The sequence below is a fragment of the Saccharibacter floricola DSM 15669 genome (assembly GCF_000378165.1).
Classification (GTDB): Bacteria; Pseudomonadota; Alphaproteobacteria; order Acetobacterales; family Acetobacteraceae; genus Saccharibacter; species Saccharibacter floricola.
The window spans coordinates 58840-72615 of sequence record NZ_KB899333.1 but is presented as its reverse complement, the minus strand read 5'-3'; the positions used below and the strand labels follow the sequence as shown (position 1 = coordinate 72615).

The window sequence follows — 13776 nt, the reverse complement described above, 5'->3', positions numbered from 1 at the left end:
CAAGCTTTGGTAAAAAGGACCATAATCCATCTAGCTTAACGCTTTTTCAGGGCCTTCTAGGGTCTCTTGATAAGGCGCGCGCTCCTAGACTTACGCGATGACACTCCATCCGCTCCAGCAGGAGATTGATTATGCCTTTTATTCAAAGTTCCGACGGCACTGCTCTTCACGTTCGTGATATGGGCAAAGGTCGCCCCGTTATCCTCATTCATGGCTGGCCGCTTAACGAGGACATGTGGTCGTTCCAAGTTCCTGCCCTCATAGAGGCCGGATACCGCGTCATTACCTACGACCGCCGCGGCTTTGGTCGTTCTGACCATCCCGCTTCAGGCTATGAATATAACCAGCTCACCGATGACCTCGCCTGTATTATCGACCAGCTCGACCTCACGAATGTCACCTTAGTCGGCTTTTCGATGGGTGGTGGCGAGGTCGCTCGTTTTAACGCCCGTCATGGTGATGAGCGTATTGCACAGCTGGTTTTCTTAGGGGCTGTACCTCCCTTCCTCCTCAAAACAGCCGATAACCCTGAGGGAATTGAAAACGACGTCGTCGAAGACATTAAAACCCAAATTCGGCTTGATCGTTTTGATTTCCTCCGTCAATTCGCACCGAATTTTTATGGTCACAAAGAGTCAGGCGATAACGTCAGTGCTGGCCTTCTTGACTGGACCTTCCTCATGGCATGCCAAGCAAGCCCTGTCGCAACGCTTCAATGTGTTGATGCGTGGAGCAAAACGGATTTCCGCCAAGACCTTACCACCGTCAAGCGCCCTTGTTTGATCATTCATGGCGCTGCGGATGAAACGGTTCCCGTAGCCCTATCAGGGCGTCGAACAGCTAAGGCACTCCCTCATGCGCATTTTAAAGAATATGAAGGCGCTGGGCATGGGCTTTTCGCCACCTTTGCTCATAAGCTCAACCAAGACCTGATTTCGTTTCTGAAGACATCATCGGCTGAGTAAGAAAAGACTGCCCTCTTGGCAGCTCAAACCGCATAATACGCAGCGACCCCATGGCAAGGACAATATCACGCCTTACTGTGAGGTTGCTGGTTTTCCAAAAAAACTGGGACAGGGACTCCTGCTCTGTTTGAAAGTTGGATGACACAAGCGCCTTGTCTGCTTGGTTCTCAACATTCGAGCTCGTCAACTCGTTCATAAGCGCTTCTCCCTCACGCTCAGCTTCTTTAGGAAGGCGCCCTTCTTGCACGAGTTGACGCAACATCAGCATATTTCGCCCCACCGTCACAATCGCTAATGTTCCATGAATCATATGGTCAATATCTTTTTGGGGGAGTTGTCCGACAAAGTGGAAAACCTGCTCTAACCGCTGCGTCGTATCATCCACCCAGTCATAATGCGTAACGTCTTCATCATGGCGGGTAATATGATGCAAGCTATCGAGTAACTCACGCCGCATGAGCCGCCATGCATGGCGCACCGTAATAGGCAAAACTGTACGGAAAACCAGCACGCCACACCATAGCCCCAAGAGCAATGCTAAAGAGACGTTAAACCAGTCGAGCTCACTATAACGTCCCTGGTTATCCAGCCCGAGCACCCACGGAAAGAAATTCGCATATGATGCCGCCATCACAGCCGTTGGGGGATACCGTAAGGCAAGCCCGCCTAGGAACATAAAAAAGCCAAGCGTCATGCCCAGCACCACATAGCTTGAGGTAATCGGCATCACAATAAAAACAGGAATAATACCTGCAATAACTGCCCAAACAGCTCCATAGAAAAAACGGCGGCTCGCTAACACAGTATTATCAAATGTAGAGAAGCGCGTACAAACCACCGCAATGAAGGTGACAAATAACGCACCATGTGGCCAGGCCGTTACTTCCCATACGAGAGCCCCCAGCAAAATAGCGACCATTGAACGCACACTATTGGAAAAAGCGAGGCGTTTATCAACATGCCGATGCAAACGATGGTGCCCAGACAAAGGAACATGTTTCTCCCCCGCACAATGCACCGACAAAGCTTCACACAGATCTTGGAGCATCACCTCCACACCAGTGAGAACGACGCCATCCTTAATCGTCTCTTGATCATGACGCGTAAGATAAACGGCAAGTTTATCACGACAATGAGCAAGCAGAAGTTCAGCTTTCTCCAACGCTTGGTCGGCATGATCGCCGATCGCCAAAAATGCGGAAAGGTCACTCATATCTTGAGCAAACGTCTCTAAATCTGCTTTAAGCTCCTCCCCCAGTGGCCCAACAGAAGCCATGCGCGAGCGCAATCCAAGCCCACGCGACAACATAACCGCCACCCCACCGAAGGTCACATAGGCGCGATCAACTTCATGGCCATAACCATGCATTTCAATACGAATGAATTCGAGCTGGTCACTCACAGATTGCAATGAGGAGAGCTGATTGCACAGCTGGTCAATACTGCCCTCTTCATCGCGCATAACCGCGCTAAGAACGCTCGTAGAGTGGCTTAATACCGTGGACACGCGGTCTTGCAGCTCACGCCGCGCTTTGCGCACAGTTCCTGACACGAACATCATGCCAGCGACCATTTCACACACGACCCCAAGCAGGATATATGTGCCGCGCGCAATGGCGATATTAAACACTTGGTCGGGTTGATCGACCGCGCTTAACGCAATGATCGCTCCCGTATATCCCGCTAGGACAACAGCATAGCCGCGGAAATTCTGCGTCATGGACGCAAAGCCTGCACAGAGGCCAAGCCACAACGCCAACAAGAGAAAAAACATCCACGGCGCTTGTGGTGAAAATCCGACCAGCCAAATCGCGCCGACCATCCCCACGCATGTGCCCACAATACGCCATCGCCCTTTAGACAGACTCATGCCTGGGGAGCTTTGTGCAACAATCCAAACCGTCATCGCGGCCCATTGTGGTTGCCCAAGCTCCATCCAAAACGCAATTGCAAGCGCTACAAGAGAGGCAATCGTTGTCCGGAAAGCATAAAGAAAGGCGCTAAAGTAGGAAGGACGTAGAAGCGGCTCCTTCCTCATCGTCCTCCTCTTTGATTGTCCCACAACGTTGTTATCGCGGCGCGCTCGTACCTGCCACGGTTTCCCCACGAGCGACATGACGGGTCGGCGTGCGCATCGTCACAAATTCTTCCGCAGAGCTTGGATGCAGTGAAATCGTTTGATCAAGCTGCTTTTTGGTTAATTTCGCTGTAACGATCACCGCAAGCATCTGGATAATCTCAGGCGCATCAGGCCCCACCATATGAGCCCCTAACACCACATCCGTTTGACGATCCACCACCAGCTTCATCAGAATTTTACCAGGGCGTTTCGGTAAGCTCTGCTTCATAGCTGTAAAGCGCGACAGATAGACTGTCACGTCATGATCACGCACAGCCTCTTCCTCACTCATCCCCACAGACCCAATGGGCGCTGCGAAGAAAACAGCTTTTGGTGTGGTATCAAACGACCAGCTCCGCCCTTGCGGCGCAAATAACCGTTCCGCCAGCAAATGCCCTTCAGAAATCGCTGTTGGTGTGAGGTTATACTGATCAATAATGTCGCCAATGGCATAAATAGACGGCACATTCGTTTCTGACTGTGCGTTCACCACGACATGTCCATTCTCAACCGCCACACCGGCATTCTCAAGGCCGAGCGCATCCACTGAAGGACGACGCCCTGTCGCCATCATCACCGCATCAACCTCTAATGTTGTGCCATTATCAAGCACCACACGAAGAGCGTCCTCATGCTTCTCAATCCGCACAGGTGAGCTATTGGGATGCTGCGTAATCCCGTTCAGGTCAATCAGTTCACGCATATGGTCACGCACGTCATGGTCAAACCCACGTAGCGGGGACGGCTGCCGATAGATCAACTCAACCGTTGACCCAAGACCTGCGAAAATACCCGCGAACTCCACCCCAATATAGCCGCTCCCAATCACCGCTACACGATGGGGGCGCTCTGGCAGATGAAATGCTTCGTCAGACGTTATCGCATAATCCGCCCCTGGAATATCCAGCTTGATGGGTACAGACCCCGTCGCCAGCACAATACGCTTGGCCTTAATACGTTGCACGGGAGCCTCTGGCGCTAGAGCTGACGGGCCTACTTCGACCGTATGCGCATCAATAAGCCGAGCATCACCGGTATAAAGAGTGACGCCTGCTTTCTCCAACATTGAGACATAAATGCCATTGAGGCGCTTAATTTCAGCATCTTTCGCTTCTATAAAGCGCGACCAATTATGGGCAGGCTTGGTGACCTCCCACCCATAGCTGGGGGCATCATCCAGTGTGCGGCCTGTCTCAGCCGCATACACCATCAGCTTTTTGGGGACGCAGCCAAGATTGACGCAGGTGCCGCCCCAATGCCGCCGTTCAGCAACGGCAACACGTGCCCCATGCTGGGCTGCGATACGCGCGCAACGCACGCCGCCCGACCCTGCACCGATCACAAAAAGATCAACATCCTGCGTCATCATACACCTCCGTCCCGTACTTCTTGCTTAACGTTCAGCAAATGCCTTTTCGACCACATAAGAGCCCTGGCGGCTCATATTACCTTCTTCAAAGCCACGCTCTTCAAGCAGTTTCTGCGTATCAGCCAACATTTCAGGGGAACCACAAATCATGACGCGGTCATGCTCTGGGTCTAGCTCATCAATGTTGAGGTCTTTGAAGATACGCCCGCTATTGATCAACGTTGTAATACGTTCTTGCACAGGGAATTCTTCGCGCGTCACAGCTGGGTAATATTTCAGCTTCGCAGCGATATCTTCACCCAAGAACTCATGCTTTGGCAGAATATTTTCGATGAGATCTTTATAAGCCAGCTCACCGCGCTCACGCACAGTATGCGTCAAAATGACATTCTCATACCGGTCATAAGCGTCTGGGTCTTTAATGAGGCTCATAAAGGGTGCAAGCCCGGTTCCTGTGGAGAGGAAATACAGGTTACGGCCTGGCTTCAAATTATCCAGCAGCAACGTCCCGACAGGTTTGCGCCCAATCAGCACGGTGTCACCCACTTTCACGTGACGCAGACGCGAGGTCAGCGGGCCATCTTCCACCGCGATGGAGAGGAACTCCATTTGGTCTTCAAAATTCGCTGAAGCGAGGGAATAAGCACGCAGAAGCGGTTTACCTTCAACCTCAATCCCGATCATAGCAAACTGACCATTGGAAAAACGGAGGCCGGGATCACGAGTCGTGGTGAAGCTAAACAAGCGGTTCGTCCAATGATGAACCTGCTTTACTTCGGCTGGGTAAAGATGGCCATAGTCCTTGGTTGGCTTATCCAACCGATATTGGCCCTCGTGCCCTTCAAAAGGCACAAGACCCGTAAGCGGCGCATCAATTGTTGGCATTGGGGCGGACTCTGCCGGGTAAGGAGTGGTCATATCCGTCTCTGTCTCCAGTTAAACACAAGCGATGAAGCGTCAACATAGCGTTGCATGACTGCACCATGCCTCATCTTCTATCGCATTGTCACCTCTTACGGGAACCCAGAGAGATTGAAGAAAACGCCAAAATCACCCACAAGAGCTTTATGAGCGATCCTTCTATGCCCCATTCTGACCGTCCACTCTCCCCTGCTGAACATGCCCTTGAGCATGCCGAGCAGGCTTTTGGTGAACATCTTAAGATCACCCCGCGTGAGCGCACCGCCCTTATTCGGCAAGCGGCCCGCCGCCTTAGCGCTGAGAAAGACACCTTAACCGAGCTGGAGCTCCTCCACTCTTTATGCCAAGTGCGCCGACGAGGATGGGCGAATGGCCTCATGAACGTCACCCATCGTGCTGGTGATGTCTGGGTTCGTAAAATGGATGTTCTCACCGTATCAGAGCGCGTGAGTGACCCGATGATCTCACAAGAGGCACTACGTGAGATGCTGGATGTTGTGCTTGAAGAACGCTGGCGTGAGATGGCTGATAGCCCGCATACGGTGATGGAAGAAGTCCGTGCAGACCTTGCTGATGCAGGTACGTTCCTCTCCAGTGGCCAGATTGAGCGGCTTTCTCACAGCATCGCCCAAGCCTTTGGCGGCGTTGATATGGGGTTTGAAGATGACCTCATCGTGGCGGAAGAGCGCCGTGCGCGTGAACAAGAAGAGATCCGCCAACGTGCGGAAGAACGCCGTGCACGCGAGATGGAGCGCCTCAAAGAATGGGAAGCCCATCTCGTCGATTTTAACGCCGTTCCCGCCATTTTGCGCTGCTCACGCCGCGAAGCCCTGCGCTGGATTGCGGAAAATCGCCTCCCCGTTGCAAAGCGTGAAACGAATGCGGAAGGGCTGGAGACATTCTTCTTTGACCCGTCCGAGCTTAAAAAATGCCGCCCACTCGTTAATGCGTGGCGCAAAGGTCTCTCCGGGCAGGCAGAACATGAAGACGATAACAGCCTGAAAAGCCGTCGTGGTAACGCCGCGATTGCCCGCGTTGCCGCGCTTGATCGCTTTGCCGCCCATTTCCGCACGGCTCGGTCACTCAAACGACGCATTACGTTGGTGACAGGGCCAACAAACTCCGGGAAATCCCACACCGCTTTGCAAGCTTTGGCAGAAGCAGAAAGCGGCGTAGCCCTCGCCCCCTTACGTCTCCTCGCCCATGAGTTCCGTGAAGCTATGCTCAGCAATGGTGTGGCGGCCTCTCTCACCACAGGAGAAGAGCGGATCATTGACCCAACGGCCCGCCATTTGGCCGCGACGGTTGAAATGTGCCCGTTCAACAAGCCTGTGGACGTTGCGATTATCGACGAAGCCCAGATGCTGAGCGATCCTGACCGTGGTGCGGCTTGGACAGCGGCTATTATGGGTGTCCCGGCACGGCATGTCTTTATCCTTGGGGCTGCCGATTGTATCCCTCTCGTTAAGCGCATTGCCGAGCTGTGCAACGACCCGGTGGATGAAATCCATCTCGAACGTAAAAGCCCGCTTAAACCCGGCGGTTCCCTTGCTTTGGAAGAGCTTCGCGCAGGCGATGCACTCATTGCGTTTTCCCGCCGTGAAGTGCTGGATTTACGTGCAGAGCTGATGACCCATAATCGCCGCGTTGCCGTGATCTACGGCGCCCTTAGCCCCGAAGTCCGCCGCGCTGAAGCGGCGCGGTTTAATCGTGGGGACGCGGATATTCTCGTCGCCACCGATGCGATTGGGATGGGGCTTAACCTTTCCATACGGCGCGTTATTTTCAGCACGCTACGCAAATATGATGGTCGCCAAACGCGTAGCCTCACCACGCAGGAAATCAAACAAATTGGCGGGCGCGCTGGGCGTTTTGGTAAGCATGAAGAAGGGCTCGTCTGCGTCTTAGACGGTGCCGGGAGCCCGAACTTTATCCGCCAAATGTTGAACGCGCCACCAGAACCCATCAAGGAACTCCGTCCTCTCGTGCAGCCTGATTCCGACATCGTGCAAGCGGTTGCTCAGGAAGTCGACACTCAGAGCCTCTATGGGGTTCTCACCCGCATTAAACGCGCTGTGTTGCGTCCAGACGATCCTAATTATCGCCTCGCCGATATGGAGCAAGCGCTTGAAATTGCCGCCGCTTTGGAAGGGGTGGAAGAGCTCGACCTCCCAACGCGCTGGACTTACGCGATGTGCCCCATCAATACCCGCGATAATGGGATCCCTCGCCTCGTTGAATGGGCGTCTATCCACGCAAAAGGCCGCGCCATTTACCCACCCGGCACAGGCCGCCTTCCCGCCTCTGCAACCGCCAGCCGCGAAGAGCTTGAACGGGCGGAAAAACGCCATCGCCGCCTCGTTGCGTGGCGCTGGCTTGCGATGCGCTTCCCGAAAGCCTACCCCGACCTTGAGCTTGCTGAGCGCAATGCCACCATCCTCGATGAGTGGATTGAGCAAGTCCTCCGCACGCAAAGCCGCATGCGTGAAAATACCCGCCGCCAGCAAGGCCGCAATAGCGCCCCGTGGGAAAAGAAAAAACGCCGCTCCCCCGCACCGGGAAAGAAGAAGCCGTTCAAAAAAGGAAAACGCTCTTAACCCACAGGGCAAGGGCATCATTGCGAGATGGTGCCCTTGCTCTTTCATTGGCCTAGGGGTTCATTAAAACGCGGATGCAACTACGACGTGTTGTCGTCAGTTAAGGAGGCTGGTGATTGATGTATACTGACTGGCCGAAAAAACCTCTCGCTAAGATGATGTTCCCTACAAAGGGCGACGTTCGTTTTTCAGTGTATTGTTCTCTTGGATTTGAGGGGAATAACCGATCTGCGTCATAGGCTTCGTCAGCAAGAAAGGCCTTTGGATTAATATGTCTAACATTGGTTGTGCTTAGTTGATCTCTGCAGCGCATCTCGATGTTATGGAAAACTCTACCGGGTTATTGAGTGCATCACAGACTGCGTGGATCTTAGTCATCGGCCCACCTGCGTGATCGCCCAATGACGTGATCTCCTCCCCTTTTTAGGGACTTAAGCCACTGTACTGATGAGCCCGGATAATCGTGCTATCGCCCCTCATAGTTTCATTGTTATAATCGGTAGTTAGATCACGAAAAAACTCACTCCCCGCTTTTACAAAGAGCCGATTGTCCGAAATTGTGCCACTAACAGGCCCCCTTCTACTGGGAGAAAGGTCTTTTATCCGCTTCCATTGGTCATCAGGTAAACTATCACGACGCGCCTAAAACCGCTCTCAATATTGAAGAAAAGCGATACAAAGCATCAAACATACTCTCCCCATATTCTACCTATAAAATCAGAACTGATAGCGTTAAGATCATCATGCTCGACAGTGCACCACCCCTATTCATTGGAGGATATACATATGAAAGCCCTTCTCGCCCTATCCTCACTTGCTCTTTCTATTGGCTTAGCGCCTGTTTCTTACGCTCAGACAGCCGATGCAAAGGCAGGGGAAATTGTTGATTTCATGAAGCATATGATGACGTTTCCCTCACCTATTGATTCCAACTTAACGCTTAAAAATATCGAAAATTCTGGCTCAACCATTATTTATACAATCGACGTTTCTAACAGCTTCCTTAAAAAAAAACCCATTACCCCCAAAGTGCGCCAATCCTTAAATAGCTCGTTCTTGTCACGCACCTGTGGGAATAAATTTAGCTATATTCTCTTTGATAAAGGGATCTCCGTCAGAGAGCGATATATGCAGGAAAATGCCTCTACCGTGCTCCTCAGCTTTGACGCATCAAAAGACGATTGCCGCTCTTACCATGGCGCCCAACAAGACCCTTCTCGCTAAGAAGCAGACACTCTCTCAGCGTTCCAACGCTATGGGAGCATGTCTGCCCATAGCGTAAAGGCTCGCGTAGGTTGTCATATGCGTGTCCTCAATTACCCTCTTAAACAAGCACCTGCGAGGAAGCACTCACGCAGCCTCATCACCTCTCCCTTACAATGAAAGCATTGGCATAGAACTCGCTTTTTATCCATTCCAATACATATTTCATATATGTATTCACTTTAACGCTCGCGCGACATTACACCCTAAAAAAGAGAATACAGAGCCTTTCTTCAATATATTAGTGTGAACACTTTCCCAGATTAGCTAAATCAGAAACGCAACACTTCGCTTTTGTTGCTCTTTTAAAAAAGGCGTTGCTCCCTAGCCTACCTCCTTTTGGAACGACTTTCCTCACTCTTCCCGACTTACCGCTTACGTCATAAAGCAGGCGGGCACCATAATTTTTATCAAAAAGGCACCGCCCCGTCTGAAGCGATGCCCTCTTAATACTGACAATAAGCCCTCAAGCTTACCCAATATGCTCCAGTCCGCCCATATAAGGACGCAGCACGTCTGGGATGATGATTTTCCCATCTTCTGTCTGGTAGTTCTCCATCAGCGCGATCAACACGCGCCCAACAGCAAGGCCTGAACCATTGAGTGTATGAACAAAGGCGGGGCCTTTCTCAGCACGATAACGCGCATTCATCCGGCGCGCTTGGAAAGCTTTTGTGTTGGAACACGACGATACTTCACGCCATGTATCTTGGCCCGGGATCCATGCTTCCAAGTCGAACGTTTTGGCCGCCCCAAAGCCTGTGTCACCCGCGCAAAGCAACATCCGACGGAAAGGAATACCAAGCCGCTCCAAGACCGTTTCAGCCGCACGGGTCATGCGCTCATGCTCGGCTTCACTTTCTTCTGGCGTCACGACAGACACCAGCTCACATTTCGTGAACTGATGTTGACGCAACATGCCACGCACATCACGCCCTGCTGACCCTGCTTCAGAACGGAAACATGTGGACAAGGTTGTCAAACGAAGAGGCAACTGGTCAGCCGCCATGATCTCACCCATAACGGACGCTGTCAGAGGCACTTCTCCTGTTGGGATCAGCCAACGTCCATCATCGGTATGGAAGGAATCTTCTGCAAATTTCGGCAGCTTATCCGTGCCATACATCGCGCCGTCATTAACCAAGAGCGGAACGGTCGTTTCCTGATACCCAAACTCCCCCGTATGGGTGTCCAGCATAAACTGCCCAAGTGCCCGTTCGAGCCGCGCCAGAGCGCCACGCAGCATCACAAAACGTGAACCAGCAATTTTCCCCGCAGCGGCAAAATCCATCAGCCCAAGCTGTTCACCCAGTTCAAAATGCTGCTTCGGTGTGAAAGAGAATGACGGCACGTCCCCACGCTGGTGGATCACCACATTATCGGCTTCGTCTTTACCATCTGGAACAGAAGCATCCACCTGATTAGGCAGAACTTGCAGCACGTCGGTAATGCGTTTCTGTATCTCATTCGCCCGCGTTTCAAGCTGTGCGATCTGGTCTCGCAATGCCGCACCGCGTGCTTCAATCTCCGACGTATCCTCCCCTTGGCGCTTCGCTTGGCCGATCTCACGGGCAATCGTCTTCCGCTGTGCTTGAGCCTGCTGAAGTTCTGCCAAAGCGGCCCGGCGCTGCTCGTCCTCTGTTACTAAACGCTCGGCAACAGGGTCTAACCCACGGCGAGCAAGGGCAGCGTCAAAAGCTGCAGGGTCTGCGCGAAGGGCTTTCAGGTCATGCATGATTAAGAGGCTCCGTCTGTCGTCGTTGTTCCGTCATGAGGATGAGAAGGGTCATCATCGCTCTCGTCGTCATCCTCGTCCACGCGGCGGGGTTCTACCAACCGAGCAGCGAGAATGGAAATTTCATATAAAATCACCAAAGGAATGGCGAGGCTTAACATCGTAATCGCATCCGGTGGAGCAATCACGGCAGACACGGCAAAGGCCCCAACATACGCATAGCGTCGCACACGACGGAGCTGCGCGGTCTGCACTAAGCCAACACGCACCAGTAAGGTCAGCACCACAGGCAGCTCAAAACATGTGCCAAATGCCAAGATCATCTTCGTGACAAGATCAAGATATTCCGACACGCGCGCCTGCAACTGAATGCCCATATCGCTCGCCCCTCCCGTTTGTTGGAAAGAGAGGAAGAACTTCCACGCCATCGGGAAAACGAGATAATAAGCCAGCGCAGCCCCTAAGAGAAACAGCACCGGTGTCGCTACCAAGAACGGGGCAAAGGCCCGTTTTTCATCCCGATAAAGGCCCGGAGCGATAAAAATCCACGCTTGGATCGCGATCATTGGGAAAGAAAGGAAAATGGCGCCAAAAACGGCCACCCGCAAATAGGTGAAAAAAGCCTCATACAAGGCCGTATAAATGAGATGAGGCTGTTCATTTTTCTGGCGCATAATCTCCGCCAGCGGAGCGGCGAGAAAGCGATAAATCTCGCCAGAGAAATGGTAACAAATCCCAAAGGCAATGACGAAGGTCGCAATCGACCAAATCAAGCGGCGACGTAACTCAACCAGATGATCCAATAAAGGCATCGGCTTGTCCGTGCTCTCCTCAGATGCGGCCATGCTCATCCTCTTTCTTTTCCGTCGTCATCGCCTGCTCAGCCCCTTGAGGGCCATGCGTTGAAGAAATTTCCGTCATGATCGGCACACGCCGCCCTTCATGAAGCGCTATTTCTGGTGGTAAAATAGTAGGACGTTTCCAATGAGGCACGTCTTCAATCAACCGTAACGCCGTTGTTGGAGGGAGAAAAGCCGGCGCTTTTTCAAGAGCCTCAGCGCGCGCTTTCATCCGCGCATTATAGGGCTCTTCCGCTGGGCCTTCATCATCTAAAACCCCATCAGGCGGTGGAGGCATTCCGGGTTCTGCCGTTTGTGAGGCGGTATTGCTTTCAACGTGACGACGAATATCATCATGAGGATCCACCGCACAGCGCACTTGATCACGAAGATTAAACTGCCGCAATTCATTAAGTTGGTCGCGTGTTTCAGAAAGATCAGCCTCACGCACCATTTCATCAATATGCTGCTGGAACTCACTGGCCATACGCTTAACCGTGCGAATGCCCTTAGAGAGTGCCCGCATGGCAACGGGCAGATCCTTCGGCCCAATAAAAATGAGTGAAACAACGACCAGAAGGGCAATTTCAGTCCAGCTGAGGTCAAACACACCCGCTCCCTTTCATCATGATGCCGTCTCTGTTCGGCCATGAACGCTATCATCGTCTGATGACGGCTCCACGACAAGCTCTTCACGCCGTGGCAGGTCGCTCAACGTATCCAGCCCGAACACTCTCAGGAACATCGGGGTGGTGCCCCATAAAACCGGACGTCCCGGCACCGCTTTGCGCCCTTTGGGAGCAATAAGCCCTTCCTCAAGCAAACGATCGAGGATATTCTGCCCTAACGTCACACCACGGATCGTTTCAATCTCCACCCGTGTGCATGGTTGGTGATACACGACGACAGCCAGCGCCTCCATCGCGCTGCGGCTAAGGCGACGTGGCTTTTCAACCGTCTTGGCCAATGCCGGCGCAACAGATTCACGCGTGCGCAGCTGCCACCCTCCTGCCACGGCACAAAGCTCGACAGCGTGGCCCTCATAACGCTGCTCAACAGCCGCAATAACCTCTTCGAGCTGCTCGACCATCGCCTCTAGGCCCTGAGCTGAGAGCATATCAACCAACTTCTTTGGTTTGACAGGCTCTGCATTGGCGAAAATCAGCGCCTCCACCAAAGAAACGGCTCGTTCAAATGACGCTTGCTCTGTACTCATGACGCCCCTCGCCACTCAATCTCACCAAAAACCTGCTCTTGACGAAGCTCCAACGCTCCGCCCTTTGCCATTTCCAACCCCGCCATCAATGCGCCAGCAAGGGCTGCCTTGCGGCTAACAGGCTCCTCATCATCACTGTTAGGCAAAATAGAATGTAAACATTGCCACCCCACAACACGCTGATGACCTAACAAGCGGACGAGAGCTGCCCGTGCCTGCTGGGCACTCCAATAGCGCACAATACGCGGGGCATAGACCCGCTTGCGTCCACCACGTCGACGCGCCTTAAGGTAAGACAGCACTAAAGCTGGCAGGTCTGCACGCAGCTGGGAGCGATCAATATGCGTATGATTTTCGGCCTCAGGCCGCTCAAACATCTCTCTGCCTAAACGCGGTTGCTGCGTGAGCCACTGCGCTGCCCGGCGCATCCGCTCAAGCTCAACCAACCGCTCCTGCAACAAACCTGCAGCTTCCTCAGCCTCATCTCCCTCATCAAGAGACGGCACTAAGAGACGCGATTTTAACCAAGCGAGCCAAGCGGCCATCACAAGCCAATCTGCGGCCTGCTCCAGACGGAGTGTCTCTGAATGCTGTTGCGCTCCTTCAACCACTGCTAAATATTGCTCAGCCAGCTGCAAGATAGAAATCTTACTGAGGTCAACCTTCTGGGCTCGTGCCAGCTCTAAAAGCAGATCAAGCGGGCCTTCAAAGCCATCAAGATGTAACTGTAACGTGTTGCTCACCAGTTCACC

Annotated in this window: 11 protein-coding genes; 3 read left to right on the top strand and 8 right to left on the bottom strand. The window is 52.9% G+C overall.

Translation table 11 applies throughout. From position 1 onward, the window contains the following. Positions 1-131: 131 nt before the first annotated feature. Positions 132-965: an alpha/beta fold hydrolase gene (locus F457_RS0100315; RefSeq protein ID WP_018979128.1), complete on the top strand. Its 834-nt coding sequence runs from the start codon at positions 132-134 to the stop codon at positions 963-965. On the opposite strand, the gene F457_RS0100310 is transcribed toward F457_RS0100315, so the two are convergent. From F457_RS0100310 to F457_RS0100300, 3 genes are read right to left on the bottom strand one after another with little or no spacing between them, the layout of a single operon-like run. Then, complete coding sequence (locus tag F457_RS0100310) at positions 919-3003, bottom strand: FUSC family protein (protein WP_018979127.1); 2085 nt, start codon at positions 3001-3003, stop codon at positions 919-921. The genes F457_RS0100315 and F457_RS0100310 overlap by 47 nt on opposite strands. A gap of 31 nt (positions 3004-3034) precedes the next feature. Further along, positions 3035-4450 (bottom strand): glutathione-disulfide reductase, encoded by a 1416-nt coding sequence (gene gorA, locus F457_RS11740; protein WP_051081266.1) that lies wholly within the window; start codon positions 4448-4450, stop codon positions 3035-3037. A 27-nt stretch (positions 4451-4477) separates the two neighbouring features. Further along, on the bottom strand, positions 4478-5371 hold the full coding sequence (locus F457_RS0100300) for a ferredoxin--NADP reductase (protein ID WP_026294037.1): 894 nt from the start codon (positions 5369-5371) through the stop codon (positions 4478-4480). 149 nt (positions 5372-5520) lie between these two features. On the opposite strand from F457_RS0100300, the gene F457_RS0100295 reads away from it, so the two are divergent. Together F457_RS0100295 and F457_RS0100290 are read left to right on the top strand one after the other, a co-directional pair. Then, on the top strand, positions 5521-7971 hold the full coding sequence (locus F457_RS0100295; protein ID WP_018979124.1) for a helicase-related protein: 2451 nt from the start codon (positions 5521-5523) through the stop codon (positions 7969-7971). A gap of 786 nt (positions 7972-8757) precedes the next feature. Then, positions 8758-9195, top strand: coding sequence for a hypothetical protein (locus tag F457_RS0100290; protein WP_018979123.1), 438 nt, complete (start codon positions 8758-8760; stop codon positions 9193-9195). Between the two features lie 511 nt (positions 9196-9706). On the opposite strand, the gene serS is transcribed toward F457_RS0100290, so the two are convergent. From serS to F457_RS0100265, 5 genes are read right to left on the bottom strand one after another with little or no spacing between them, the layout of a single operon-like run. Then, complete coding sequence (serS, locus tag F457_RS0100285) at positions 9707-10969, bottom strand: serine--tRNA ligase (RefSeq protein WP_018979122.1); 1263 nt, start codon at positions 10967-10969, stop codon at positions 9707-9709. Positions 10970-10971: 2 nt separating this feature from the next. Further along, the gene (gene tatC / locus F457_RS0100280; protein ID WP_018979121.1) at positions 10972-11814 is read right to left on the bottom strand and encodes a twin-arginine translocase subunit TatC; all 843 of its coding nucleotides are present in this window, start codon (positions 11812-11814) and stop codon (positions 10972-10974) included. Continuing rightward, positions 11801-12418 carry a Sec-independent protein translocase protein TatB gene (gene tatB, locus F457_RS0100275; RefSeq protein ID WP_018979120.1) on the bottom strand — a complete coding sequence of 206 codons (618 nt, stop codon included), beginning with the start codon at positions 12416-12418 and terminating at the stop codon, positions 11801-11803. Before tatB ends, tatC begins: the two co-directional genes overlap by 14 nt. A gap of 15 nt (positions 12419-12433) precedes the next feature. Next, positions 12434-13024 carry an SMC-Scp complex subunit ScpB gene (gene scpB, locus F457_RS11735; protein ID WP_018979119.1) on the bottom strand — a complete coding sequence of 197 codons (591 nt, stop codon included), beginning with the start codon at positions 13022-13024 and terminating at the stop codon, positions 12434-12436. After that, entirely contained in the window at positions 13021-13767 is a 747-nt protein-coding gene (locus F457_RS0100265) for a segregation and condensation protein A (protein WP_018979118.1), read from the bottom strand. The genes scpB and F457_RS0100265 overlap by 4 nt, the downstream gene beginning before the upstream one ends. Positions 13768-13776: the final 9 nt, after the last annotated feature.

Excerpts from the sequence above, each read along its gene's own strand:
- F457_RS0100315 (WP_018979128.1), top strand. The coding sequence starts at position 132 with ATGCCTTTTATTCAAAGTTCCGACGGCACTGCTCTTCACGTTCGTGAT.
- F457_RS0100310 (WP_018979127.1), bottom strand. The coding sequence starts at position 3,003 with ATGAGGAAGGAGCCGCTTCTACGTCCTTCCTACTTTAGCGCCTTTCTT.
- gorA (WP_051081266.1), bottom strand. The coding sequence starts at position 4,450 with ATGACGCAGGATGTTGATCTTTTTGTGATCGGTGCAGGGTCGGGCGGC.
- F457_RS0100300 (WP_026294037.1), bottom strand. The coding sequence starts at position 5,371 with ATGACCACTCCTTACCCGGCAGAGTCCGCCCCAATGCCAACAATTGAT.
- F457_RS0100295 (WP_018979124.1), top strand. The coding sequence starts at position 5,521 with ATGAGCGATCCTTCTATGCCCCATTCTGACCGTCCACTCTCCCCTGCT.
- F457_RS0100290 (WP_018979123.1), top strand. The coding sequence starts at position 8,758 with ATGAAAGCCCTTCTCGCCCTATCCTCACTTGCTCTTTCTATTGGCTTA.
- serS (WP_018979122.1), bottom strand. The coding sequence starts at position 10,969 with ATGCATGACCTGAAAGCCCTTCGCGCAGACCCTGCAGCTTTTGACGCT.
- tatC (WP_018979121.1), bottom strand. The coding sequence starts at position 11,814 with ATGGCCGCATCTGAGGAGAGCACGGACAAGCCGATGCCTTTATTGGAT.
- scpB (WP_018979119.1), bottom strand. The coding sequence starts at position 13,024 with ATGAGTACAGAGCAAGCGTCATTTGAACGAGCCGTTTCTTTGGTGGAG.